This is a genomic window from Arthrobacter sp. BG5, from assembly GCF_056680155.1.
Map to the genome: position 1 here is coordinate 861,684 of NZ_CM155268.1, position 23,874 is coordinate 885,557.

The following is a 23,874-nucleotide window of genomic DNA, read 5'->3' on the forward strand; positions in this document are numbered from 1 at the left end:
CTCCTCGATTACCTCATTAAGCGGTGTCAGTTGTGATTCTAGAGGCACCCGCCAGACATCGCCCTTCCGGCCCGGCGGGGGCCGCGACGGGCCCCGCGGGGCACCTTTGCGACTCCTGGATGATTTGAGTCACCCTTATTGGCGGTTTGGCCGGAATGCTCACTAGACTGGCAAAGGTCTGGGTTCACTGGACGCGGAGAACTGGTTCGATTGACGTGCTGCGGCACCGTGGAAACCAGCGGGAATCAAACTCATGGAAGAGGCGTATTTCAAGTGCCAGAGCAGCCTAGCCACCGTCTACCCGAGGAATTTGGCGGAAACGAGTGGCTCGTTGACGAACTGTACGAGCGGTACCAGCAGGACAAGAACACGGTAGACGCCAAGTGGTGGCCGCTTTTCGAGTCCTTCGACGCCGGCGATGGTTCCTCGACCAACGGCGCCTCGGCAACGGCCGTCGCGCACCCCTCCACCCGCGAACTCCCGGTCGTGACGCCGGCCGCAGCAGCCCCCGCGGCTGCCGCGCCCGCTGCCCCGAAGGCTCCCGCCGCCGAACCCGCCGCCGCGCCCGCGGCTCCGGCCCCCGCCGCAGCCCAGAAGGCCCCGGCCACCGTCGCCCGCGACGGCTCCAAGACCGCCGAGCCCGGCGCCGGCACCCAGCCGATCCCGGCCCAGCTGCCCAAGAACGTCAAGGCCCCCACCGCGCCGGAAGAAGACGTCGTCTCCGTGCTGCGCGGGCCGGCGAAGGCCATCGCCGCCAACATGGTGACCAGCCTGGAGGTGCCCACCGCCACCAGCGTCCGGGCGATCCCCGCCAAGCTGTTGATCGACAACCGCGTGGTCATCAACTCCAACCTGGCCCGCGCCCGCGGCGGCAAGGTTTCCTTCACGCACCTGATCGGCTACGCCGTCATCCGGGCGCTGGCCCAGTTCCCCTCGATGAACGTTTACTACGACGTCGTCGACGGCAAGCCTGTTGCCGTCCAGCCCGCGCACGTGAACTTCGGCATCGCCATCGACATGCCCAAGCCGGACGGCACCCGCCTGCTGATGGTCCCGAACATCAAGAAGGCTGAGACGCTCAACTTCTCCGAGTTCTGGCACACCTACGAGGACCTGATCAAGCGCGCCCGCAACGGCAAGCTGACCGCAGACGACCACTCGGGCACCACCGTCTCGCTGACCAACCCGGGCGGCATCGGCACCGTGCACTCGGTCCCCCGCCTTTCCAAGGGCCAGGCGGCCATCATCGGAGTCGGCGCGCTCGACTACCCGGCCGAGTTCCAGGGCGCCAGCGAGAAGATCATCGCGCACAACGCCATCAGCAAGGTCCTCACGCTGACCTCCACCTATGACCACCGCGTCATCCAGGGTGCCGGCAGCGGCGAGTTCCTCAAGCTGGTGCACCAGCTGCTGCTCGGCGCGCAGAACTTCTACGACGAGATCTTCGAGTCCCTGCGCATCCCGTACGAGCCCGTGCGCTGGAGCCCGGACCTGCAGGTGGACCCCGCAGACGAGATCAACAAGGTCGCCCGGATCCAGCAGCTCATCCACTCCTACCGCGTCCGCGGCCACCTCATGGCGGACACCGACCCGCTCGAGTACGTCCAGCGCAAGCACCCGGACCTGGATGTCCTGACCTACGGCCTGACCCTGTGGGACCTGGACCGCGAATGGCCCACCGGCGGTTTCGGCGGCAAGCCGATGCTGAAGTTCCGCGACATCCTCGGCGTCCTCCGCGACGCGTACTGCCGCACCACCGGCATCGAGTACATGCACATCCAGGACCCGGCCGAGCGCAAGTGGTTCCAGGACCAGCTGGAGCACCCCTACTCCAAGCCAAGCCGTGACGAACAGCTCCGGATCGTCTCCAAGCTCAATGCGGCCGAGGCCTTCGAGACCTTCCTGCAGACGAAGTTCGTCGGCCAGAAGCGCTTCTCGCTTGAGGGCGGCGAGTCGCTGATCCCGCTGCTGGACGCCATCATCTCCGACGCCGCCGACGACGAACTCGACGAGGTGGCCATCGGCATGGCCCACCGCGGCCGGCTCAACGTGCTCACCAACATTGCCGGCAAGACGTACGCGCAGGTCTTCCGTGAATTCGAGGGCACCCAGGACCCGCGCTCCGTGCAGGGCTCCGGCGACGTGAAGTACCACCTCGGCACCGAGGGCACCTTCACCTCGGACAACGGCAAGGAGACCAAGGTCTACCTCGCCGCCAACCCCTCGCACCTCGAAGCCGTGGACTCCGTCCTCGAAGGCATCGTCCGCGCCAAGCAGGACCGGCTGGACCAGGGCGAGTCGTTCCCCGTGCTGCCGATCATGGTGCACGGCGACGCCGCCTTCGCCGGCCAGGGCGTGGTCGCGGAAACGCTCAACCTTTCCCAGCTCCGCGGGTACCGCACCGGCGGCACCATCCACGTTGTGGTGAACAACCAGGTCGGCTTCACCACCGCCCCGTCGTCCTCGCGCTCCTCCACGTACTCCACGGACGTCGCCAAGATGATCCAGGCGCCGGTGTTCCACGTGAACGGCGACGACCCGGAGGCTGTGGTCCGCATCGGCCAGCTCGCCTACGAGTTCCGCCAGCGTTTCCACAAGGACGTTGTCATCGACATGGTCTGCTACCGCCGCCGCGGCCACAACGAGGGCGACGACCCCTCGATGACGCAGCCGCTGATGTACAACCTGATCGAGGCGAAGCGTTCGGTCCGGAAGCTCTACACCGAGTCACTGATCGGCCGCGGGGACATCACCGAGGAAGAAGCCGAGCAGCTGCTCCGCGACTACCAGGAACGCCTTGAGCGCGTCTTCGCGGAAACCCACGCCGCGCAGACCTCCCCGATCCCGATCATCACCGCGGATTCCGCCGCGGTGTCCGACCTGGAGCGGCCCTCCGCCCAGCAGGGCGACACGGCCATCAGCGCCCCGGAGTCCACCGCGATCTCCGCCGAGACGCTGGCCCGCATCGGCAAGGCCCACGTCGACTTCCCCGAGGGCTTCACGGTCCACGCCAAGCTCAAGCAGCTGCTCGAGAAGCGTGAGCAGATGTCCCGCGAAGGCGGCATCGACTGGGGCTTCGGCGAACTCGCGGCCTTCGGTTCGCTCAGCATGGAAGGCATCCCGGTCCGCCTGGCCGGCCAGGATTCGCGCCGCGGCACCTTCGTGCAGCGCCACGCCGTCTTCCACGACCGCGCCAACGGGGACGAGTGGATGCCCCTGGCCCACCTCTCCGAGGACCAGGCCAAGCTGTGGATCTACGATTCACTGTTGTCCGAATACGCAGCCATGGGCTTCGAATACGGTTACTCGGTGGAGCGCCCGGACGCGCTGGTGCTCTGGGAAGCGCAGTTCGGCGACTTCGTCAACGGCGCGCAGACCATCATCGATGAGTTCATCTCCTCGGCCGAGCAGAAGTGGGGCCAGCGCTCGTCGCTGGTGCTGATGCTGCCGCACGGCTACGAGGGCCAGGGCCCGGACCACTCCTCCGCACGGATCGAGCGCTTCCTGCAGCTCTGCGCGGAAGAGAACATGATCGTGGCCAACCCCACGACGCCGGCCTCGCACTTCCACCTGCTGCGCCGCCAGGCGTACAGCCGGCCGCGCAAGCCGCTGATCATCTTCACCCCCAAGCAGCTCCTGCGCCTCAAGGCCGCGGCGTCCTCGGTGGAAGACTTCACCACGGGCACCTTCCGGCCGGTCATCCCCGAGCACGAGCAGCTGCAGGCCGACGCCGTCGACCGCGTCCTGCTGGTCTCGGGCCGCCTGTACTACGACCTGCTGTCCACCCGGCAGAAGACCGGCGACACCACGACGGCGATCGTCCGGGTTGAGCAGCTGTACCCGCTGCCGGCCGCGGATATCGCCGCCGAGCTGGCCAAGTACCCGAATGCCGAAGTTGTCTGGGCCCAGGACGAGCCCGCCAACCAGGGACCGTGGCCGTTCATCGGCCTGAACCTGCCGGACGCGCTGGACCGCCGCGTGCGCCTGGTCTCCCGGCCCGCCTCGGCGTCCACCGCGGCAGGGTCGATGAAGCGCCACGCAGCCGAGCAGGACGCCCTGCTCAAGCAGGCATTCGCACGTAAGTAGCGCCAGGCTGCCCGGCCGGAAGTGGAACACCACGACTCCGGCCGGGCAGCTTTGTTTAAGGCTTTGAACCGGCATTGGGAATGAAGAGGTAGTCGTGGAAGATCGGAAGCTGCGGATCGCGGCCGTTGGAGATGAGCTGCTGGCCGGCCTGGGCGACCCCCGGGCGCTGGGCTGGCTGGGACGTGTGCTCGCCCGCACCCCGCAGGACGGCCTGGCCCTGGAAAGCTACCCGCTGCCATGCCCGGAGGAAGGCACCGAGGGCCTCGCCGAACGCTGGCTCGAGGAGGCCGGCCGCCGCTTCGGCCCGCAGCACGAGAACCGCCTGGTCATCGGCCTGTCCGGCCGCGACATCGAGTTCGGGCTGTCCACCGCCCGCAGCCGGCTCAACCTCGCCAACATCCTGGACTCCGCCTCGCAGAACAAGATCGAGGTCTTTGTCGTCGGGCCGCCGCCGACGCTGGATCCGGCCCAGAACCGCCGGCTCGGCGAGCTCAACACCGCCTTCGCCGACGTCACCACGCGGCGCAAGCACCTATACGTGGACACCTTCTCGCCGTTGCTGAACCATGAGCAGTGGCGGCAGGACCTGGCGGCCAACGGCGGCACCCCCGGGCAGGCGGGCTACGGCCTGATGGCTTGGCTGGTGCTGCACCGCGGCTGGTTCCAGTGGCTCAAGCTGGACGCACCGGAGTAGACGCCGAACGCGATATATCTTGACCGATCAGAAAAGGCGTTATATCGTGTTTCCATAGTCGCGATATATCGTAAGCGGGGACGCTGGCGGAGTCGCACCCTCCGAAGCTGAAGAGGAACCATGGAACAGAACTCGTGGACCGTTACCGGTCCCCAGACCATCGACGTCGACGGCGTCCGCTCGCTGAAGCTCGGCATTGTCCGCGGCCGTTTCGACATCGTCACCCACGACGAGGCCGTGGCCCGCCTTGAAATCTCCGAGATCGACGGCGACCCGCTCGCGGTCAGCCTGACCGACGGCCGGCTCGAGGTGCGGCACCAGCTGCACGGCCCGCAGGGATGGTTCAAGAACCTCATGGGCACGGTCAACAACAACTCCAGCAATTCCGCGGTCATCAGCATTGCTCTGCCGGCCGGCGTCGACGTCGAGGCCGGCACCGTCAGCGGCGACGGAATGGTGTCCGGCCTCACCGGCCACACCCGGCTGAACACCGTTTCCGGCTCGGTCCTGGCCGACGGAACCGCGGGTGAGCTGGCCGTCAGCACCGTCAGCGGCGAGGTGATCGCCCGCAACCACCACGGTGTGCTGACGGCCAAGAGCGTCTCCGGCGAGGTCACGGCCTCCGGCGAATTCAGCAACATCCGCGCCAACACCGTCAGCGGGGACCTAAGCTTCGACCTGCACGGCTTCACCCAGGACTTCGGCGCCAACTCGGTCTCCGGGGACGTCACCATCCGGTTGCCGCACGACGTCGGTGTGGACATCATCGCGAAGTCGGCCAGCGGCGCGGTGGTGATCGATGACCAGAAGTACGCTCTGCCTGGCGGGACGCTGCAGACGATCGCCGGACCCGACGCCAAACTGATGCTGGTCCGGACCAACTCGATGTCGGGGAAGACCTCCATTTTCCACGGCCAGCCGGGCCCGGACGTCGAAGCGGGCCTCTGATGCCCCCGGTCTTCGCCCACGGCGCCCTGCGCCTGTACCTGCTCGCCTTGCTGGAGTCCGGCCCCAAGCACGGCTACGAGCTGATCAAGGCGCTTAGCGACCGCTTCGGCGGCACGTACTCCCCCAGCGCCGGAACCATCTATCCGCGGCTGGCCAAGCTCGAGGAGGAAGGGCTGGTGGCTACCCGCACCGAGGGCCGGCGCACCAACTACAGCATCACGCCGGCCGGGCTGGTGGAGCTCAACCGGCGCCGCGAGGAGCTGGCGGATGTGGAAAACGACATTTCCGCTTCGGTCCGCCGGCTCGCCGATAAGCTGCGGCAGGACATCCGGGTGAACATGCAGGGGTTGCGCGCGGACCTGGCCGCCACGGCCGAGGCGGCGCGTTCCACCGCCCGCAGCGGCGCCTCCCCGGCCGGGACCCGCTACTCCAAGGACAGCGACCGCAGGCTGCGGGAGGCGGAGATGCTGGTGCAGTCCTTCCGGGACGACGTCCGGATCGAGCTGCGCCGGCACGCGGGGACCAGTCCCATCACCCCGGTCACGCTCGAAACCGTCAAGACGGTCCTGGACCAGGCTCGGATCTCCATCCGGAACTCGCTGGAGGGCTGAGGCGCCCCGACGACCCGGTCCCGGTTCGCGGCGGGTCCGCCGATGTGGGAGACTTGAGGGCAGCTCTTTTGAGTACCAAGATTAAGGAGGCCAGCTATGAGCAAACGTGCACGTAAACGTCGTGACCGTAAGCGTGGCGGCGCGAACCACGGTAAGCGCCCCAACACCTAAGCCACGGCTTGGATTGACAGCTTTAAGTGAAAGACCCCGGGAACCTCACGGTTCCCGGGGTCTTTCGCTGTGCTGGGTCTTTCGCTGTGCTGGGTCTTGCTGCTGCGGGTCTTGCTGTTCTGGGTCGTGCTGCTGCGGGGTCGCTCAGGCGCCGGCGTCGGCCGGGCGGATCGAGTGGATCCGGTCCAGGATGGAATTCTTGAGGTTCTCCGGCGCGGCCTCGGTGCAGGAGCGCTTCACCATAACGCGGATGACGCATTCAAGGTCATACTGCTCGTGGCACTCCGGGCACTCGTCCAGATGGTCCTTGATCTCGGCGATGTCGTCGTGCGTCAGGGCCCCGTCGAGGTATTCGTAGATGCGCTGCATCCGGGTGTCGTCGCAGTCGCCCAGTCCCTGGCAGTCGCTCATTTCCTGTTCTCCTGATTGTTGCTTTCGGCCGCTGCGGCGGGATCGCCCGCGGCCCTGAATCCCCGCTCGGCGGCATAGTCGGCCAGCATGTCCCGCAGCATTCTCCGGCCGCGGTGCAGACGGGACATAACGGTCCCGATCGGGGTGTTCATAATGTCTGAAATTTCCTTGTACGCGAAGCCCTCCACGTCGGCGAAGTAGACGGCCAGCCGGAACTCCTCCGGGATCGACTGCAGGGCACGCTTCACGTCCGAATCCGGCAGGTGGTCCAGTGCTTCAGCCTCCGCGGAGCGCAGCCCCGTCGAGGTGTGCGACTCGGCACGGGCCAGCTGCCAGTCCTCGATGGTGTCCGAGTTGGACTGCAGCGGTTCGCGCTGGCGCTTGCGGTACAGGTTGATGTACGTGTTGGTCAGGATCCGGTACAGCCAGGCCTTGAGGTTGGTTCCGGGCTTGTACTGGTGAAAGGCGGAAAACGCCTTCGTGTACGCCTCCTGGACCAGGTCCTCGGCGTCCGCAGGATTCCGTGCCATCCGCATCGCCGCGGAGTACAGCTGGTCCACATACTGCATCGCATCGCGCTCGAAGCGGGCGCGGCGCTCGTCCGAGCTTTCGGCGTCCGTGTCCAGCGGCTGGCCGGTGCCGTCCGCCGCTACGGTTTCCACGGCTGTACGTTCTGCGACGGCCTCGTCCACGGCTGGCGTTTCCGCAGCACTACTGGCGGCGGTTGCCTTGGCGGGTTTGGCGTCGTCGTTTCCGGCAACCTCGTGCATGGCCGCAACGGCCGGATCCATGGTGCTCATTGCGTTCAAGTCTACTGTCACCTTCCGGCGGGTGCTTAAGGCTCCCGTCCGGGCCGCGGACCACGGGTCCGCGGCGGCTTCATCCAGCAGTCGGGATTCTTTGACCAGAACCAAACCTCCGCCTTCCTGCACTGGCCGAATGACCGGCTGTGCCGCTAGTTATTGCATTGGTTTTCCCGCCCCCATTTCGGCTGGAACCTGTCATGCACAACCCCGCACAACGGGCAAATATTCCGCAAAAGTGCAAGACTAGAACCGGTTCTCCCGCACAGCGTCCGCGGTTCGTCCATCCAGGAGGAAATTCATGTCCTTTGTCCGCTTTCTCGCCCGCCCTATGCTCGCCTCCAGTTTCGTGCTCGCAGGCATGGACAAGCTGAAGAATGCGGATGACACTGCGACACAGCTGTCTCCCCTGCTGCGCCGCGCCGCTGAGTCCCTCCCGTTCCAGACCAATGAGAAGGTCCTGGCCCGCGTCATCGGCGGCACCCAGGTGGGTGCCGGCGTCTGCCTGGCCCTGGGCAAGGCTTCCCGCCTGGCCGCCACGGTGCTGGCAGGTATCTCGGCCCTTAACGCTTACGTAGAATGGCGCAGCGCGGATATCTCCTCCAAGGAGGGCCGCGACGCCCGGCGCAAGCAGCTGCTGAAGAACGTCTCCCTGACCGGCGGCGTCCTGCTGGCGTCCGTGGACACCGCGGGCAAGCCGAGCCTGGCCTGGCGTGCCGAACACCTCGCCGCCGACGCCCGCAAGACCACGGCCCACCTCGCCGCCGATGCGCGCAAGACCACGGGCAAAAAGCTGAAGAAGGCTGACAAGGCGGTCCGCAAGGCCGTGGACCACGCCGTCGGAGCCTAAGACGGCAATGACTGGCACCACCCCCACCGCAGCAGCCCCTTCCCTTCCGGCCGGCGGCGGTCCGCACTGGTCTGCGCCGTTCGCGGTGCGTCCGGTCGACGCCACCGTCACGGTGCCGGGGTCGAAGTCCCTGACCAACCGGTACCTCGTCCTGGCGGCCCTCGCCGACGGCCCGTCCCGGCTGCGCACCCCGCTGCACTCCCGCGACTCGGCGCTGATGATCGAAGCGCTGCGGCAGCTGGGTGCCACCATCACCGAGGTGCCCGGCGACGGCGCCTTCGGCCCGGACCTGGAAATCACGCCCATCCCTCTGGTTGCTGATGGTGATGCCGCAACGGACGCCGCAATTGACTGCGGTCTGGCCGGCACGGTGATGCGCTTTGTGCCTCCGGTCGCCGCGCTGCGCCGCGGCGAGTCCCGCTTCGACGGCGATCCGCATGCCCGCAAACGCCCGATGGGCACCATCATCGAGGCACTCGCCGGACTCGGCGTGGCGGTCAGCGCGCCCGACGGCGGACCGGCGTCGTCGTTGCCCTTCGCCGTGCACGGCACCGGGGAAGTCCGCGGCGGCCACCTCGTCATCGACGCCAGCGCCTCGTCCCAGTTCGTCTCCGCCCTGCTGCTGGCCGGGGCACGGTTCATCGAGGGACTCCATCTGGAACATGTGGGAAAGCCGGTGCCAAGCCTGGACCACATCAACATGACGGTCGCGGTGCTGCGCAGCGTGGGCGTGGCGGTCGATGACTCGGTGCCGAACCATTGGGTTGTTTCCCCCGGACCGATCCGGGCCTTCGACCAGCGGATCGAGCAGGACCTTTCCAACGCCGGACCGTTCCTCGCCGCGGCCCTTGCCACCGGCGGAACCGTCCGCATCCCCAACTGGCCGGCCGGCACCACCCAGGTGGGGGACCTCTGGCGCAGCATCCTCGCCGCCATGGGGGCCACCGTCACCGTCAAAGACGGCACGCTGAGCGTCACCGGCGGCGCGGAGATCAAGGGCGGCGACTTCGACGAGACCAGCGAGCTCGCGCCGACCGTCGCAGCTCTGTGTGCGCTGGCCGCCGGGCCTTCACGGCTCACCGGCATTGCGCACCTGCGCGGACATGAAACGGACCGGCTCGCGGCGCTGGTGGCCGAGATCAACCGGCTCGGCGGCGACGCCGAAGAGACCGCCGACGGACTGATTATCCGCCCGGCCGCACTGCACGGCGGCGTCGTGCACAGCTACGCCGACCACCGCATGGCCACCGCCGGGGCCATCCTCGGCCTCGCCGTGCCCGGGGTGGAGGTCGAGGACATTGCCACCACGGCCAAGACCATGCCCGATTTCCCCCGGCTCTGGGACGCCATGCTGGCACAGGGTGCCTCCGCCGGGAAGGACGCCGCCGGTGGCCCGCAGCACTGACTCCTGGGACGAGTCCGACGTCCGGATCCGGCCCAACAAAAAAGGCACCCGGCCCCGCACCAAGGACCGGCCCAGCCATGACGACGCCGTCACCGGGCGCATCATCACGGTTGACCGCGGACGCTACACCGCCGTCGTCGGCGAAGGCACCGGCACGGAACGCAAGATCATCGCGGCCCGCGCCCGCGAACTGCGCCGCAATCCCGTCGTTGCCGGGGACTTCGTCTCCCTCGTCGGGGACGTCAGCGGCGAGCCGGACACGCTGGCGCGGCTGGTCAAGATCCAGGACCGCCGCACCCTGCTGCGCCGCAGCGCGGACGACACGGACCCGATCGAACGCGCCGTCGTCGCCAACGCCGACCAGCTGGTCGTCGTCGTGGCCGCAGCGAACCCGGAACCGCGCACCGGGTTCATCGACCGCGCCCTGGTGGCCGCCTACGACGCCGGGATCGAGCCGCTGCTGCTGGTCACCAAGGCGGACGTCAAGGATCCCGCCGAACTGCTCGACAACTACCGGCACCTCGACTTCCCGGTGATCATCTCCAAGACGGCGGATTCGGCAGCTTCCGGCATCGACGCCCGCTCCGATGACGGCCTGTCCGCCCGGCTGGACAAGACCGCCGTCTCGCAACTGCGCGCCTACCTCGACGGAAAAGTCACCGTCATGCTGGGCCACTCCGGCGTCGGCAAATCCACCATGGTGAACGCGCTTACCGGCGCCGAACGTGCCACCGGCGGCGTCAACGCCGTCACCGGCCGCGGCCGCCACACCTCGTCCTCCGCGCTGGCGCTCAAGGTCAACGATGCGCCCGCCGGCAGCTGGATCATCGACACCCCCGGCATCCGCTCCTTCGGCCTGGCCCATGTGGACCCGGACCGGATCCTCCGCTCCTTCCCGGACCTGGCGCCCGGCACCGAGGACTGCGAGCGGGGCTGCAAGCACGATGCCTCCGCCGTCAACTGCGGGGTGGACGCCTGGGTGCAGGGCGGCCACGCCGGCCCGTCCGGCCCGGCCCGGCTCGCCTCGCTGCGCCGGCTGCTCGGCACCGATCCGCGGCTGGAAGCGCAGGACACCAAGGAACTCGGCAGCGTCTCCTAGCAGCGCCTCCCGAGCGGGTCTCCTGGCAGCGGCGACGTGGCCTCCCGGCCTGCGGCGCGTTTTGGCGGTAGTTTGGAGGCATGAGTCAACCCGCTTCGAGCTACAACGATGACCTGCGCCTTGCCCATGTACTGGCAGATTCCGTAGATTCCCAGACCATGAACCGCTTCAAGGCGCTCGACCTTCGGATCGAGACGAAGCCGGACCTCACTCCCGTCACCGACGCCGACAAGGCCGCCGAGGAAGCCATCCGGGGGCAGCTGTCCCGCTCCCGCCCCCGCGACGCCGTCCTCGGCGAGGAGTTCGGCAGCTCCGGCCACGGCTCCCGCCGCTGGATCATCGACCCGATCGACGGCACCAAGAACTTTGTCCGCGGCGTTCCCGTCTGGGCCACCCTGATCGCCCTCGTCGATGAAGGCGAGCCCGTGGTCGGCGTCGTCAGCGCCCCCGCCCTTGGAAAACGCTGGTGGGCCGCCAAGGGCGCCGGCGCCTACACGGGCCGCTCGCTGGCCGCCGCCAGCCGGCTGAAAGTCTCGAACGTCTCCCGGCTGGCCGACGCCTCGCTGTCCTACTCGAGCCTGGGCGGCTGGAAGCAGCGCGGCAACCTCGACGAGTTCCTCGGCCTCACCGAGGAGGTCTGGCGCACCCGCGCCTACGGCGACTTCTGGTCCTACTGCCTGGTGGCCGAAGGCGCCGTGGACATCGCCTGCGAACCCGAACTCAACCTCTACGACATGGCGGCGCTGGTCCCGATCGTGACGGAAGCCGGCGGCCGCTTCACCTCACTCGAGGGTGAGGACGGCCCTTTCGGCGGCAACGCCCTGGCCACCAACTCCATCCTGCACTCGGAGGTCCTCAAGCGCCTCAACCCCGGGCTGGACGACCTGCTCTAGCCGGCCCGCCCACGGCAGGCCGTAACACAACGCTTCATATTCCTCCCTCCCTTTTCCATGCGCCGGACCATGTCCTAGGCTCGAAACAGGTCACGAGTGCCAGCGCTAAACCCCGGTTTGCTGGCCGGCAACCCTCCATTCGCGGCGGGGTGCCCCGGGTGACGACCTGGCCGGTCCGGAGCGGACCCGGCAAGCGCGGATCCCCCTGTGCGCGGGGTCCTTTTCGAGCGAGGTCCCATGACGACTGCCACCATCCCCACCCACCCCGCGACCGGCGCGCCCCTTTCCGAGGCACGCTTCGACGCCGCCCGCCGGCCGCTGTCCGCCGTGTCCGGCGCCGAGATCCAGGCCCCGCTGATCCAGGGCGGCCAGGTCCGCTACGCCAACCTCGACTACGGCGCCTCTGCCCCGGCGCTGTCCGTGGTGTCCGCCTATCTCAACGAGATCCTGCCCTACTACGCCAGCGTGCACCGCGGCGCCGGCTATGCCTCCCAGCTCAGCACCTCGGTGTACGAAAACGCCCGGAACATCGTCCGCGGGTTCGTCGGCGGACGCCCGGACGACTCGGTGATCTTCACCCGGAACACCACTGATTCGCTGAACCTGCTGGCCGGCTGCCTGCCCGTTGCCGGCGGCCAGCACACCGGCGAGGTGGTTTACCTCGACATCGAGCACCACGCCAACCTGCTGCCCTGGCAGAACGTCCCGCACCGCAGCGTCGTCGCGGCGCCCACCCTGGCCGGCACCCTGGCACGGCTCCGGGCGGAACTCGCCCACGGCGACGTGAGCCTGCTGGCCGTCACCGGCGCATCCAACGTCACCGGCGAAATCCTGCCGATCCGTGAGCTGGCCGCCCTGGCGCACGAATTCGGCGCCCGGATCGCCGTGGACGCCGCCCAACTGGCCCCGCACCGCCGCATCAACATCGCCGCGGACGACGTCGACTACCTCGCCTTCTCCGGCCACAAGCTCTACGCCCCATTCGGCGCCGGTGTGCTGGTGGGCCGGCCGGACTGGCTCGACGCCGGCACCCCGCACCTGGCCGGGGGCGGCGCCGTGCGGGACGCGCGGCTCGACACCGTCAGCTGGACCACCGGTCCCGCCCGCCACGAGGGCGGCTCCCCCAACGTCCTCGGCGCCGCCGCGCTGGCCCGCGCCAGCCAGGTCATCGAGGCGCTTGACGAACAGCAGTGGCACGCCCACGAGGACGCCATCCGCTCCTTCCTGGTGGAGGGACTGCAGCGGATCGACGGCGTAAGCGTGCACCACATCTTCGAGGACACCACCCGCGGGGAAGGGCCCGGGACGATCGGCGTCGTGAACTTCTCGGTCGCCGGGTACGACGCCGGCCTGGTCGCCGCCTACCTCTCCGCTGAACACGGCATCGGCCTGCGCGACGGCCGGTTCTGCGCCCATCCGCTGCTGAAGCGGCTGGGCCTGCCGGCCGGGTCGCTGCGCGCCAGCTTCGGCCTCGGGTCCCGGCTCGAGGACGCCCAGCGGCTGCTTGCCGGGCTGCAGGAGCTGCGGCGGGGCGGCCTTGGCTGGGACTACGTGGTGGACGCCGGCCGCTGGGTGCCGGCCAACGACACGCGCAGCTACCCGCACTGGGCCCCGAACACCCCTGGCACCGCCGGCGCCGCCCCCTGCACCCTCGACTAGGGGCCCGCCTCCGGCCGCGTGCGGTAAATTCGGAGGGTACTTACCTATTGCTGCCGAAGGAGATCGCACGTGGCACGCGGCGGCCCCAAACTCCACCACCACCGGCGGCAGGAGCTCGGGCAGAGCTTCCTGGACGGCGGCGAGCACTACGACCGGGTCCGGCCGGGCTACCCCGCGGACTCGGCCGACTGGCTGATCCCCGCCGGGGCCCGGGACGCCGCCGACCTCGGCGCCGGCACGGGCAAGTTCACGGCGCTCCTGGTCGAACGGGGGCTGAAGACCGTGGCCGTGGATCCGTCCCCGGACATGCTGGGACAGCTGCGCCGCGCGTTGCCGGACGTCACCGCCGTCGAGGGCACCGCCGAACATACCGGCCTGGCGTCCGGGGCGTTCGACCTGGTCACGGTGGCCCAGGCCTGGCACTGGTGCGATCCCCTGCTGGCCAGCACCGAGGCTGCCCGGATCCTCCGCCCGCACGGCATCCTCGGCCTGATCTGGAACCAACTGGACACCTCGGTCCCCTGGGTGCACCGGCTCTCGCGCATCATGCACGCCGGGGACGTCCACAAGCCGGACTTCAGACCGCCGCTGGGACCGGAATTCACCGGGCTGGAAAGCCACCTCACCCGCTGGGAGGACCCCGTCACCAGCCAGGACATCATGGAACTGGCCAAGTCCCGCAGCTACTACCTGCGGGCAGCTGAGGTGACCCGCGCCAAGGTGCTCGGCAACCTCGACTGGTACCTGCACGAGCACCTCGGGCACACTCCCGGCGAGGTCCTGCCGCTCCCCTACCTGACGCAGAGCTGGCGCGCCGCCAAGGTCTGAGGTTCCCGCATTGCACTGAGCGTACGCCGCGCCTATTATTTCGGTGTGCCTAACTTTCCTGTGTAGGCACCCTGGAACTTCATGGGAGCCGCAGTGCTGGACGTCACCGGACACGAACCCCGGCCCGCGGGGCCGCCGCCCGCCCGCAGGGTCCGGGGCCGCCGCCGTGCCCTGCTCGGCCTGCTCGGCCCGGCGTTCGTGGCCGCCATCGCCTACGTGGATCCCGGCAACGTCGCCGCCAACCTCACGGCCGGCGCGCAGTACGGCTACCTGCTGGTCTGGGTCCTCGTCGCGGCGAACGTGATGGCGGTGCTGGTCCAGTACCAGTCCGCCAAACTCGGCATCGTCACCGGCAAGAGCCTTCCCGAGATCCTCGGCGAACGGCTCCGGCCGGTGTGGCGCCGCGCGTTCTGGGTCCAGGCCGAAATCGTGGCGGCAGCCACCGACCTCGCCGAGGTGGTGGGCGGCGCCGTCGCGCTGTACCTGTTGTTCGGCCTCCCGCTGCCCCTCGGCGCCGTGATCGTCGGCGGCATTTCCATGGCACTGCTCGCCGTGCAGAGCCGGAACCAGCAGCGGCCCTTCGAGTTCGTCATCATCTTCCTGCTCGGCATCATCACCGTCGGGTTCCTGGCCGGACTGTTCATCAGCCCGCCCGATCCCGGCGGCGTCGTGGCCGGACTGGTGCCCGGCTTCCAGGGCCCGGACACGGTGCTGCTGGCCGCGAGCATGCTCGGCGCGACCGTGATGCCGCACGCCATCTACGTCCACTCCGCACTCTCCCGGGACCGGCACCGCCCGAACCCCCATCTCCACGTCCCGCCGCACGCGATGGCGCGGCTGGTCAAGGCCACCCGCTGGGACGTCGTCGCGGCCCTGGCCGTGGCCGGCATCGTCAACATCGGCATGCTGCTGCTGGCCGCGTCCACCCTCGGCGGTGAGGACGGAACGGACACCATCGAGGGCGCCCACGCCGCCATCACCGCCAACCTCGGCCCGGTGGTCGGTGTGGTGTTCGCCGTCGGACTGCTCGCTTCCGGCCTGGCCTCCACCTCGGTGGGCTGCTACGCCGGCGGCACCATCATGCAGGGCCTGCTGAAGATCCGGATTCCGCTGATGACGCGCCGGGTGCTCACCCTGATCCCCGCGGTCGTCCTGCTGGCCGTGGGCTTCGACCCCACCTGGGGGCTCGTGCTCAGCCAGGTGGTGCTCAGCTTCGGGATCCCGTTCGTCCTGGTTCCGCTCGTGGTGCTGACCAGCAGCAAGTCCCTGATGGGCCGCTTCGCCGACGGGATGATCCTGCGCGTCGCCGCGATCGTCAGCGTGGTCCTGGTGGTGGCACTGAACCTGGTCCTGCTGTGGCTCACCTTCACCGGCGCCGCCGGACGGTAGGCTTGGGGCTGTGAAGACCAGTCCGCCCTCCTCCTCGATCGAGGATTACGTCAAGGTCATCTACTCCTTTACGGAGTGGCAGGACAAGCCGATCACCTCCACCCAGCTGGCCCAGCGCCTCGGCGTCGCCAATTCCTCCGTCTCCGAGATGGTCCGCAAGCTCAAGGACCAGGGCCTGGTGGACCACAAGCCGTACAGCGCCGTCACCCTGACCGACGACGGCGTGCGGCTGGCCCTCTCGATGGTCCGCCGGCACCGCCTGATTGAGACCTTCCTGGTCCAGGAGCTCGGCTACCGCTGGGACGAGGTCCACGACGAGGCGGAGCTCCTGGAACACGCCGTCTCGGACACCTTTATCGAGCGGATGGCCGCCAAACTGGGCAACCCGGTCCGGGACCCGCACGGCGACCCGATTCCCGCCGCCGACGGCTCGGTCCTGATGCCGCCGGCCTACCGGATGAGCGAGCTCGACGAGGGCCACACCGGCCGGATCACCCGGATCAGCGACGAGAACCCGGAGTTGCTGCGCTACCTCGCCGCCGAGCAGATCGACCTCGACGCCGACGTCGAAGTCCTGGGCCGGAAGCCGTTCGGCGGCCCGCTCGTGGTCCGGATCGGCGCAGGGTCAGCGCTTCGCGACATCGACCTCGCCGACGAGGTGGCCTCCGCGCTCTGGGTGCACAGCGACGCCGCCCACTCCGGCTGCAGCGTCACCAGCCAGGAGGAGCGAAAGAATGCTTGAGCAGAGGCCCTTTGGAAACACTGGAATCGAGGTCTCCATCGTGGGGCTCGGGGCCGGCCAGATCGGCGAAAGCGACGTCACCGAGGCCGAAGCCGCCGAGGTGCTCAACGGAGCGTTGGATCTCGGCGTCACGTTGATCGACACCGCCGCCAGTTACGGGTTGAGCGAAGAGCGGATCGGCCGGCACCTCGGCCGGCGCCGGGACGAATTCGTGCTCTCAACCAAAGGCGGGCCCGGGATCAACGGTCAACCGGACTGGTCGCCGGGCAGCGTGCTTGGGAGCATCGAGCAGTCGTTGCGCTTGACCCGCTCGGAGCGGATCGACATCTTCTACCTGCACTCCTGCCCGCTTGACATCCTGCGGCGCGGGGATCTGCAGGACATCCTGGACCAGGCCGTCGCCGCCGGCAAGATCCGCGTCGCGGGCTACAGCGGGGACAATGAGCCGCTCGCCTTCGCCGTCGACTCCGGCCGGTTCGGGGCGATCGAAACCAGCGTCAACATCGCCGACCAATGGAATCTCCGGAACGTCCTCGGCCGGCGGCCCGACCTCGGGGTGATCGCCAAACGGCCGATCGCGAACGCGCCGTGGCGCTTCGTGGAGCGGCCCGCCGGGAACTATGCAGAACTCTACTGGGAACGGCTTCAGGCTCTGGCACTGGACCCGGACGGCCTGGATTGGGCCGAGTTCGCCTTGCGCTTCACGGTATACGCGCCGGGTGTGCACACCGCCATTGCCGGCACGGCCAAGCTGGCCCACCTGCGCCGGAACATCGCAGCCGCCGGCCGCGGACCGCTTCCGGCTGCTGCCCTGGAAGGCATCGACCGCGCCTGGCGCGCCGTCGGCTCCGCATGGCCGGCGTCGACCTGACGGCCGGGGGCGCGTAGCCGCCCGCAGTTGCCCGGCCGCTAAGCCGGAGCCTCCGCTGCCCCGGTGGCCCCGTTGCCCCCATTGTCTCCGTTGTCCCGTGGCGGGTTCCGGATCCCGACGGCGGACGCTGCGGCCCCGGCGATGAAGAGTCCGGCGGTGACGGCCGCCGTGCCGTGCAGACCCGCCGTCGTGATCACCGGACCGGTGATCAGCCCGGCGAAGGCGATGGCCACCAGCCCCGCGATGCGGGCGACGGCGTTGTTCACGGCCGAGCCGATGCCGGCTTCCGCAGGGTCCACGGCGCCCAGGATCGCCGCGGTCAGCGGCGCCACGGTCACGGCCAGGCCGATCCCGAAGACCACCAGCCCGGGGAAGACCTGGCCGAAATAGTCCAGCGGCAGGCCGACGCCCAGCAGCATCAGGAAGCCTGCCGCGCACAGCAGCGGCCCCGCCGTCATGAACCAGCGCGGGCCGTAGCGGCCGGACAGTGTGCCCATGCGCGCCGACAGCAGCAACAAAATCGCGGTGGACGGCAGCAGGGCGAAGCCGGCTGCGGTGGCACCCAGGCCGGCAACCTGCTGCAGGAAAAGCCCCAAGACGAAAAACCCGAGGCTCAGCGCACCGTAGATCACCGTGGTGGCAATGTTGCCCCAGCCGAAGTTGCGGATGGCGAAGAGCCGCAGCGGCATCATCGGCGCCGGGGCGCGCCGCTCGTGCAGCAGGAACCCGGTGAGGCCGGCCACGCCGAGCACCAGTGGCAACCAGACCTGCGGGGCGCCCCAGCCAAGGCTCCCGCGTTCGATGAAGGCGTAGACGACGCCGCCCAGGCCGACAATCGCCAGGACGGTTCCGGTGACGTCGATCGTGCTGCCGGGAGCCCGCCCCAGGTCCAGTTCACGCAGCCGGCGGAGCGCGGGCCAGACAGCCACCGCCGGGACGATGTTGAGGAAAAAAATCAACCGCCAAGTGAACAGGTCCACCGAAATCCCGCCCAGCACCGGGGCCGCGACGATGGCGCCAGAGGTCCACGCCGACCATTTGCCGATCGCGGCGGACTGGGCCGGGCCGCTGAAGACCGTCACAATCAGGGCCAGCGAGCTGGGCACCAGGAGGGCACCCGCGACGCCCTGCAGGCCGCGCGCCAGGATCAGCGATTCGCCGTTCCAGGCGAGGCCGCAGAGGACGGAGGTGGCGGTGAAACCGGCCAGCCCCCACTGCAGGACCCGCACCCTGCCGAACTGGTCCGAGAGGGAGCCGGCCACCAGGATCAGCGCCCCCAGGGTCAGCAGGTAGGCGTCCACCACCCATTGCTGGACGACCAGGCCGCCGCCGAGTTCCCGGTCGATCGCCGGGAGGGCAAGGTTGACCACCGAACCGTCCAGAAAGGCCATAAAGGACGCGATAATCGCCACGTACAGCACGCGCTTTTCAAGGCTGGACATGGCTGCGGCGGGGGTGCCGGACATGGCTGCTGCCTTCCTCACTGCCTGCCTGACGGCGGGGCACCGGGTTTGGGATGAGCCTAGCACCGGGTGCCTGCGGATCGGCCGGGGTGCCCGGATCCCGTAAAGTTGAGGGATGGTTACAAGACGTGAAGCTGCCCAGATCCTTGATATTCCGCTGGAAATGGCGCACCGTCACGGCCTTCCGTCCCGCCTGACCGACGCCGAACTGGGCGAGCTGCTGGACAGTCCGCCGGCCTGGCTCCTCCAGTCCAAAGCAAACCGGACGGGCAAACGGCCGGTCTGGGTCCAGCTGACCTGCGCCGTCTGCGGATTCTCCGAGGCGGCCCGGCCGAAGAAGTGGTGGCCGGAGTTCAGCCACGTCTGCTGCGCCCACCACGCCCCCTACGAACTGCCCGCCCTCGGCGCCGGAGAAGTCCGCAGCGAGTACGAGGGCGTCGGAAGCCGCTTCATCGGCATCGTGGACGTTGCGGTACCCGAGGCGTAGCCTTAAAAGCACGGGCTCATCCCGGGCCCCCACCTTTAGGGAGCGCGCAATGCCTGACAAGTCGCCGCACCGGCACCTGACCAAGAAGCCGGTCAAAACCATCAAGGAAAAACGGGCCGAGAAGAAGGCCAAGCACATCGTGGACGAGCACACCGATCCGGTGGCGCACATCAAGAAGCGGTGACCCGCCGCCGTCGAGCCCAACAAAGTCAAGCACAACAAAAAGGCCGGAAGCTGATGCTTCCGGCCTTTTGCTACGGGGTGGAGCTCCCGTTGCCGGAGCTCCCGTGAGTGGAGATGGGGGGAATTGAACCCCCGTCCGATGTCGTGTTGTCAGGGCTTCTCCGGGCGCAGTTTGCGTCGGATTTTCTCGGCCCCAGCCATCCTGCAAACAGGTGGCTGATCCGGGCCCAGTCATCAAAGAGTCCCGTTCACCCCGATGACGGGGGTAAACAGCAGTGGCTATCTAAATGACGCCAGGATCCGGGGCAATAGCAACCTCGGGCTGACGGACTGTCTTACTGCTTAGGCAGCGAGAGCGAAGTCAGTGCGTTTTGATTCGGCACTTATTGGTTTGCAGACAGCGTTTACGAGATAATTCTGCATCCTCGGCCCGCTTCACCTGTCGCGACTAACATCGTCGAAACCGATCATCCCCGTATTTTTTTATCAAACCGATCAGGTCCCCTCCGATCCGCCTTCGCGGGTTCGGCCGGATCCTTCCCGGACTACTAATCATAACGCAAGGCCCACCGGATTCATTCCCGCGGGTTGCGGCGCGGCCTGCCTAGCGCCGGTTCCGCTCGCGCATGACGCGCAGGGCCTCGCGCTTGTCCTGCTGCTCGCGCAGCGTCTGGCGCTTGTCGTATTCCTTCTTGCCGCGCGCGACGCCGATCTCCACCTTCGCCCGGCCGTCCACGAAGTACAGCTGCAGCGGCACGATCGTGAAACCCGATTCGCGGATCTTGTGCGAGATCTTGGTCAGCTCCTCGCGGTGCAGGAGCAGCTTGCGGCGGCGGCGGGCCGCGTGGTTGGTCCAGCTCCCCTGGTGGTACTCGGGGATGTGGATGCCCTCCATCCACAACTCGTCGTTGTAGAAGGTGCAGAAGCCGTCAACCATCGACGCATGGCCCTCGCGGAGGGACTTCACTTCGGTGCCCATGAGCGCGATGCCCGCCTCATAGGTATCCATGATGTGGTAGTCGTGCCGGGCCTTGCGGTTGGTGGCCACTACCTTCCGGCCACTTTCTTTGGGCACGGTAAAACTCCTTAGTCGATGGATCGGGTCTATTCCAGTTTAGAGCAGGCCCATCGGGTCGACTGCCTGGCCGTTGACCCACGTCTCGAAGTGCGAGTGGCAGCCGGTGGAGTTGCCGGTGGTCCCGGAGTAGGCGATCAGCTGCCCCTGGCTGACCTGCTGGCCTGACGAGACCACCACGGAGGAGTTGTGGTAGAAGATCGTGGTCAGCGAGTTGCCCTGCACCACGCCGTGCGAGATCTTCACGTGGTTGCCGCCGCCGTCGTTCCCCCACCCTGCCGAGTAAACGGTGCCGGCCGCCGGGGCGTAGACCGGGGTGCCGCAGGCGGCGCCGAAGTCGATGCCGGTGTGCATGTACCCGCCCTGGCCGTAGAAGTCGATGGTGCCCGGCGGCGTCGCACGCCAGCCGAAGCCCGAGGTGATCGGGACGCCGTTGAACGGGCTGCGCAGGCCGAAGGCCGAGACCGGGCCGGGCGGCGCCGGGACGTAAGGCGCCGGCCGGGGCGCAATCTGGCCCTGGGCCCGGGCTGCCGCGGCGGCCGCGGCGGCGCGGGCCGCCGCGATCCGGCGCTGCTCGGCTTCCCAGGCCTCGCGCAGTTTCCGGTCGCGTTCGACAATTTCGGCCGCGACGGCGTCCTGCCGGGACTTGACCTGAGCGAGCTGGGTCTGGATGGCGGGCTTGGCTGCCTGCAGTTGGCTGTTGAGCCGGGCGGTGTCGGCGATCAGCTTGTCCACCGTGGCCTTTTTGGCCGCCGCCTCGTCGCGTGCTGCCTGCTCCCGGACCAGCGCGGCGTCAGCTTTGGCTTTGAGGTCCGCAATTTCAGCCTCCACTGCCTGCAGGCGCGCCTGGGAGTTGACGTTGGTGGCATTCTGCTGGGTCAACTTGTCCATCGCGGAGTTCTGGCTGCGCAGCGCCTGGTCCGCCAGATCGATGGTCTCGGTCAGGCTGCCGTTGTTCGAGCCGAAAAACAGCGAGAGGTTGGACGGCACGCCGCCGGACTTGTAGGCCTGGGTGGCGATCTGCCCGATCAGCTTGCGGGTGTCGGTGATCTTCTTCTGGTCATTCGCCAGCTGCTGGGTGATTTTGGCCTTGTTCTGCTGGGCCAGGTCCACCCGGGCGGCGAGGGCTTCGACCTCCTTGACGGCACCGGCCACACGGCCCTGCGCGTCAAGCAGCGCCTGCTGGGCGCCGGGCAGCTGGCCCTGGTAGATCACGAGGTCCCCGGCGGCCTTGGCGATGCGTGCGTCCACGAACTCCAGCGAATGCTGCACCCGCTCGGCCTCGGCCCGCAGGGCAGCCTGCTGGTCCTCAAGGGTGTCGGCGAACGCTACCGGGGTCGAGGCGCCCAGGTTGGCGGCCAGCACGAGCACCACGGCGGCGCTGACCAGGCGGCCGCGGCGGAGGGCCCGGCGGGTCGGATCGGTGCGTCGGAGCATCGGTGTCATGAGCGTTCCTCTTCGTTGCGCAAAGCTAGACCCGCAGGTAACGGCGGAGGGTCAGGAGGGATGAGGTGCCGGCCAGCAGCACACCAAGGCCGACCAATGCAGGCGTCAGAAGCAGTGTTTGGGCCGGGGAAATGAAGGCCGTGTCCGGATACTGCTTGGACAGGACCCCGCCCAGGAAGAAGTGGGCGACGGCCCAGAGCGTGCCGGAAGCCAGGGCCGCGCCAATCACGGCCGCGATCACACCCTCCAGGATGAAGGGCAGCTGGATCACCATCTTGGACGCGCCCACCAGGCGCATGATCCCGGTCTCCCGGCGGCGGCTGAAGGCGGAAAGCCGGATGGTGGTGGCAATCAGCAGGATGGCGCAGACAATCATCACGCCGGCCACGCTGACCGCCACCAGGGAGGCAGCGTTCATTGCGGAGAAGAGGCGTTCCAGCAGCTGCCGCTGGTCGATGACGGATTCCACGCCGGCCTGCGAGGAGAAGTTCTCGCTGATGACCTCATATTTTTCCGGATCCTTCAGGTTGATCCGGAAGGAGGCCGGGAGCTGGTCCGGGGTGACCGAGTCGACGATCGGCGAGTTGGAGAACTGTTCCTTGAAGTGCTTGTACGCCTCGTCCTTGGATTCGAACTGGAAGTCGTTGACGTACTGGGCCACGGACGGGGACTGCAGCAGCTTGCGCAGGTTGGCCTGCTGTTCCGGCGTCGCCGGGCCGGTGGCGCAGCCGGGCGCCGTCGAACCGTCGCTGCAGAGGAAGACGGCGACCTGGACCTTGTCGTACCAGTAGCCCTTCATCTGGTTGATCTGCAGCTGCAGCATGCCAGCGGCGCCCACAAAGGTCAGGGACACGAAGGTCACCAGGATGACGGACACCACCATGGACAGGTTGCGGCGCAGGCCGCTGCCGATCTCGGCCAGGATAAAAGCGAGCCTCACAGTGTTCCCTCCCCGGCGGGCTGGGCCTCGCCGCGGCCGGCTGCCTCAGCAGCCGACGGCCCACGGCCGCTGGCGTCCCGCAGCCGGCGGGACTGCCCCACCACCGGGATCATCGAGGTGTACAGGGCCTTGGCCTCGTCACGGATGATGACGCCATTGCGCAGTTCCACCACGCGCTTACGCATTTCGTTGACAATGTCGTCGTCGTGGGTGGCCATCACCACGGTGGTGCCGTTCTGGTTGATTTTGTCCAGGACGCCCATGATGCCCATGGACGTGGTCGGGTCCAGGTTGCCGGTGGGCTCGTCGGCCAGCAGGATGCCGGGACGGTTGACGACGGCGCGGGCGATCGCCACGCGCTGCTGCTCGCCGCCGGAGAGTTCGTGCGGCAGCCGGTTTTCCTTGCCTTCCAGGCCCACGGTCTTGAGGACTTCGGGCACGGTCTCGCGGATGACGCTGCGGCTCCGGCCGATGACCTGCATGGCGAAGGCGACGTTGGCGAAGACGGTTTTCTGCGGCAGCAGGCGGAAGTCCTGGAAGACGACGCCGATTCCGCGGCGCAGCCGCGGCACCCGCCAGCTGGAAATCTTGGCGACGTTCTGGCCGGCGACGTAGACGGCGCCCGAGGAGGCGCGGTCTTCCTTCAACACCAGGCGCAGGAAGGTCGATTTGCCGGAGCCCGAGGCCCCCACAAGGAAGGCGAACTCGCCGCGGTCGATCTCAAGGTTGATCGAATCCAGCGCCGGCCGCGCTTTCTGGTCGTAGACCTTGGTGACATTTTCGAAACGGATCATGACCCTAAGTACCCTGCAGGATCCGG

Annotated in this window: 23 protein-coding genes, 1 other RNA gene and 1 riboswitch; of the genes, 16 read left to right on the top strand and 8 right to left on the bottom strand. The window is 68.2% G+C overall.

Annotated elements, in window-relative coordinates; translation table 11 throughout:
* Positions 1 to 273 precede the first annotated feature (273 nt).
* From AC1MBE_RS03890 to AC1MBE_RS03910, 5 genes are all read left to right on the top strand, one after another.
* Positions 274 to 4,086: a multifunctional oxoglutarate decarboxylase/oxoglutarate dehydrogenase thiamine pyrophosphate-binding subunit/dihydrolipoyllysine-residue succinyltransferase subunit gene (locus tag AC1MBE_RS03890; RefSeq protein WP_479781001.1), complete on the top strand. Its 3,813-nt coding sequence runs from the start codon at positions 274 to 276 to the stop codon at positions 4,084 to 4,086.
* Between the two features lie 94 nt (positions 4,087 to 4,180).
* Entirely contained in the window at positions 4,181 to 4,780 is a 600-nt protein-coding gene (locus AC1MBE_RS03895; protein ID WP_479781002.1) for a GDSL-type esterase/lipase family protein, read from the top strand.
* Positions 4,781 to 4,900: 120 nt separating this feature from the next.
* A complete protein-coding gene (locus AC1MBE_RS03900) occupies positions 4,901 to 5,728 on the top strand; it encodes a DUF4097 family beta strand repeat-containing protein (RefSeq protein WP_479781003.1) in 828 nt (275 codons plus the stop codon).
* Positions 5,728 to 6,339 carry a PadR family transcriptional regulator gene (locus AC1MBE_RS03905; protein ID WP_479781004.1) on the top strand — a complete coding sequence of 204 codons (612 nt, stop codon included), beginning with the start codon at positions 5,728 to 5,730 and terminating at the stop codon, positions 6,337 to 6,339. The genes AC1MBE_RS03900 and AC1MBE_RS03905 overlap by 1 nt, the downstream gene beginning before the upstream one ends.
* A gap of 96 nt (positions 6,340 to 6,435) precedes the next feature.
* Entirely contained in the window at positions 6,436 to 6,510 is a 75-nt protein-coding gene (locus tag AC1MBE_RS03910) for a 50S ribosomal protein bL37 (RefSeq protein WP_369299106.1), read from the top strand.
* Between the two features lie 144 nt (positions 6,511 to 6,654).
* Here AC1MBE_RS03910 and rsrA read toward each other — a convergent pair whose 3' ends face one another.
* Positions 6,655 to 6,921 carry a mycothiol system anti-sigma-R factor gene (rsrA, locus tag AC1MBE_RS03915; RefSeq protein WP_479781005.1) on the bottom strand — a complete coding sequence of 89 codons (267 nt, stop codon included), beginning with the start codon at positions 6,919 to 6,921 and terminating at the stop codon, positions 6,655 to 6,657.
* The gene (locus tag AC1MBE_RS03920) at positions 6,918 to 7,721 is read right to left on the bottom strand and encodes a sigma-70 family RNA polymerase sigma factor (RefSeq protein ID WP_479781006.1); all 804 of its coding nucleotides are present in this window, start codon (positions 7,719 to 7,721) and stop codon (positions 6,918 to 6,920) included. The genes rsrA and AC1MBE_RS03920 overlap by 4 nt, the downstream gene beginning before the upstream one ends.
* Positions 7,722 to 8,025: 304 nt before the next feature.
* Between AC1MBE_RS03920 and AC1MBE_RS03925 the strand changes: the two genes are divergently transcribed.
* The 9 genes from AC1MBE_RS03925 (at position 8,026) to AC1MBE_RS03965 (ending at position 17,460) form a co-directional block, all read left to right on the top strand.
* The gene (locus tag AC1MBE_RS03925) at positions 8,026 to 8,574 is read left to right on the top strand and encodes a DoxX family protein (protein WP_479781007.1); all 549 of its coding nucleotides are present in this window, start codon (positions 8,026 to 8,028) and stop codon (positions 8,572 to 8,574) included.
* Positions 8,575 to 8,581: 7 nt separating this feature from the next.
* Complete coding sequence (gene aroA, locus AC1MBE_RS03930) at positions 8,582 to 9,979, top strand: 3-phosphoshikimate 1-carboxyvinyltransferase (protein ID WP_479781008.1); 1,398 nt, start codon at positions 8,582 to 8,584, stop codon at positions 9,977 to 9,979.
* Positions 9,963 to 11,078, top strand: a complete 1,116-nt coding sequence (rsgA, locus tag AC1MBE_RS03935; RefSeq protein ID WP_479781009.1) for a ribosome small subunit-dependent GTPase A — start codon at positions 9,963 to 9,965, stop codon at positions 11,076 to 11,078. Before aroA ends, rsgA begins: the two co-directional genes overlap by 17 nt.
* A gap of 80 nt (positions 11,079 to 11,158) precedes the next feature.
* Positions 11,159 to 11,971, top strand: a complete 813-nt coding sequence (gene hisN, locus AC1MBE_RS03940) for a histidinol-phosphatase (protein WP_346959659.1) — start codon at positions 11,159 to 11,161, stop codon at positions 11,969 to 11,971.
* Positions 11,972 to 12,059: 88 nt separating this feature from the next.
* Positions 12,060 to 12,173, top strand: a riboswitch (SAM riboswitch).
* 35 nt (positions 12,174 to 12,208) lie between these two features.
* Positions 12,209 to 13,630 (top strand): aminotransferase class V-fold PLP-dependent enzyme, encoded by a 1,422-nt coding sequence (locus AC1MBE_RS03945; protein ID WP_479781010.1) that lies wholly within the window; start codon positions 12,209 to 12,211, stop codon positions 13,628 to 13,630.
* Positions 13,631 to 13,699: 69 nt separating this feature from the next.
* Positions 13,700 to 14,458 carry a class I SAM-dependent methyltransferase gene (locus AC1MBE_RS03950; protein ID WP_479781011.1) on the top strand — a complete coding sequence of 253 codons (759 nt, stop codon included), beginning with the start codon at positions 13,700 to 13,702 and terminating at the stop codon, positions 14,456 to 14,458.
* An 81-nt stretch (positions 14,459 to 14,539) separates the two neighbouring features.
* Positions 14,540 to 15,847 (top strand): Nramp family divalent metal transporter, encoded by a 1,308-nt coding sequence (locus AC1MBE_RS03955; RefSeq protein WP_479781012.1) that lies wholly within the window; start codon positions 14,540 to 14,542, stop codon positions 15,845 to 15,847.
* A gap of 10 nt (positions 15,848 to 15,857) precedes the next feature.
* Positions 15,858 to 16,589 (top strand): metal-dependent transcriptional regulator, encoded by a 732-nt coding sequence (locus AC1MBE_RS03960; protein WP_479781013.1) that lies wholly within the window; start codon positions 15,858 to 15,860, stop codon positions 16,587 to 16,589.
* Entirely contained in the window at positions 16,582 to 17,460 is an 879-nt protein-coding gene (locus AC1MBE_RS03965; protein ID WP_479781014.1) for an aldo/keto reductase, read from the top strand. The genes AC1MBE_RS03960 and AC1MBE_RS03965 overlap by 8 nt, the downstream gene beginning before the upstream one ends.
* Positions 17,461 to 17,498: 38 nt before the next feature.
* Here the strand turns inward: AC1MBE_RS03965 and AC1MBE_RS03970 are convergent, their stop codons facing one another.
* Complete coding sequence (locus AC1MBE_RS03970) at positions 17,499 to 18,926, bottom strand: MFS transporter (protein WP_479781015.1); 1,428 nt, start codon at positions 18,924 to 18,926, stop codon at positions 17,499 to 17,501.
* A gap of 112 nt (positions 18,927 to 19,038) precedes the next feature.
* Here AC1MBE_RS03970 and AC1MBE_RS03975 point away from each other — a divergent pair, with 112 nt between their 5' ends.
* Together AC1MBE_RS03975 and AC1MBE_RS03980 are read left to right on the top strand one after the other, a co-directional pair.
* Positions 19,039 to 19,410, top strand: a complete 372-nt coding sequence (locus AC1MBE_RS03975; protein ID WP_479781016.1) for a hypothetical protein — start codon at positions 19,039 to 19,041, stop codon at positions 19,408 to 19,410.
* Between the two features lie 49 nt (positions 19,411 to 19,459).
* A complete protein-coding gene (locus tag AC1MBE_RS03980) occupies positions 19,460 to 19,594 on the top strand; it encodes a hypothetical protein (RefSeq protein ID WP_261375082.1) in 135 nt (44 codons plus the stop codon).
* Positions 19,595 to 19,699: 105 nt separating this feature from the next.
* Here AC1MBE_RS03980 and ssrA read toward each other — a convergent pair.
* The 5 genes from ssrA to ftsE all read right to left on the bottom strand — a co-directional run bounded on the left by ssrA (position 19,700) and on the right by ftsE (position 23,848).
* Positions 19,700 to 20,068: a transfer-messenger RNA gene (gene ssrA, locus AC1MBE_RS03985) on the bottom strand.
* A 129-nt stretch (positions 20,069 to 20,197) separates the two neighbouring features.
* Entirely contained in the window at positions 20,198 to 20,668 is a 471-nt protein-coding gene (gene smpB, locus AC1MBE_RS03990) for an SsrA-binding protein SmpB (RefSeq protein WP_175321881.1), read from the bottom strand.
* A gap of 39 nt (positions 20,669 to 20,707) precedes the next feature.
* Entirely contained in the window at positions 20,708 to 22,114 is a 1,407-nt protein-coding gene (locus tag AC1MBE_RS03995; protein ID WP_479781017.1) for a peptidoglycan DD-metalloendopeptidase family protein, read from the bottom strand.
* 25 nt (positions 22,115 to 22,139) lie between these two features.
* The gene (gene ftsX, locus AC1MBE_RS04000; RefSeq protein WP_479781018.1) at positions 22,140 to 23,054 is read right to left on the bottom strand and encodes a permease-like cell division protein FtsX; all 915 of its coding nucleotides are present in this window, start codon (positions 23,052 to 23,054) and stop codon (positions 22,140 to 22,142) included.
* The gene (ftsE, locus tag AC1MBE_RS04005; protein ID WP_479781019.1) at positions 23,051 to 23,848 is read right to left on the bottom strand and encodes a cell division ATP-binding protein FtsE; all 798 of its coding nucleotides are present in this window, start codon (positions 23,846 to 23,848) and stop codon (positions 23,051 to 23,053) included. The genes ftsX and ftsE overlap by 4 nt, the downstream gene beginning before the upstream one ends.
* Between the last annotated feature and the right edge of the window lie 26 nt (positions 23,849 to 23,874).

Excerpts from the sequence above, each read along its gene's own strand:
- aroA (WP_479781008.1), top strand. The coding sequence starts at position 8,582 with ATGACTGGCACCACCCCCACCGCAGCAGCCCCTTCCCTTCCGGCCGGC.
- hisN (WP_346959659.1), top strand. The coding sequence starts at position 11,159 with ATGAGTCAACCCGCTTCGAGCTACAACGATGACCTGCGCCTTGCCCAT.
- AC1MBE_RS03900 (WP_479781003.1), top strand. The coding sequence starts at position 4,901 with ATGGAACAGAACTCGTGGACCGTTACCGGTCCCCAGACCATCGACGTC.
- rsrA (WP_479781005.1), bottom strand. The coding sequence starts at position 6,921 with ATGAGCGACTGCCAGGGACTGGGCGACTGCGACGACACCCGGATGCAG.
- AC1MBE_RS03905 (WP_479781004.1), top strand. The coding sequence starts at position 5,728 with ATGCCCCCGGTCTTCGCCCACGGCGCCCTGCGCCTGTACCTGCTCGCC.
- AC1MBE_RS03970 (WP_479781015.1), bottom strand. The coding sequence starts at position 18,926 with ATGTCCGGCACCCCCGCCGCAGCCATGTCCAGCCTTGAAAAGCGCGTG.
- AC1MBE_RS03925 (WP_479781007.1), top strand. The coding sequence starts at position 8,026 with ATGTCCTTTGTCCGCTTTCTCGCCCGCCCTATGCTCGCCTCCAGTTTC.
- AC1MBE_RS03995 (WP_479781017.1), bottom strand. The coding sequence starts at position 22,114 with ATGACACCGATGCTCCGACGCACCGATCCGACCCGCCGGGCCCTCCGC.
- ftsE (WP_479781019.1), bottom strand. The coding sequence starts at position 23,848 with ATGATCCGTTTCGAAAATGTCACCAAGGTCTACGACCAGAAAGCGCGG.
- AC1MBE_RS03980 (WP_261375082.1), top strand. The coding sequence starts at position 19,460 with ATGCCTGACAAGTCGCCGCACCGGCACCTGACCAAGAAGCCGGTCAAA.
- AC1MBE_RS03920 (WP_479781006.1), bottom strand. The coding sequence starts at position 7,721 with ATGAGCACCATGGATCCGGCCGTTGCGGCCATGCACGAGGTTGCCGGA.
- AC1MBE_RS03945 (WP_479781010.1), top strand. The coding sequence starts at position 12,209 with ATGACGACTGCCACCATCCCCACCCACCCCGCGACCGGCGCGCCCCTT.
- AC1MBE_RS03975 (WP_479781016.1), top strand. The coding sequence starts at position 19,039 with ATGGTTACAAGACGTGAAGCTGCCCAGATCCTTGATATTCCGCTGGAA.
- AC1MBE_RS03965 (WP_479781014.1), top strand. The coding sequence starts at position 16,582 with ATGCTTGAGCAGAGGCCCTTTGGAAACACTGGAATCGAGGTCTCCATC.
- AC1MBE_RS03955 (WP_479781012.1), top strand. The coding sequence starts at position 14,540 with ATGGGAGCCGCAGTGCTGGACGTCACCGGACACGAACCCCGGCCCGCG.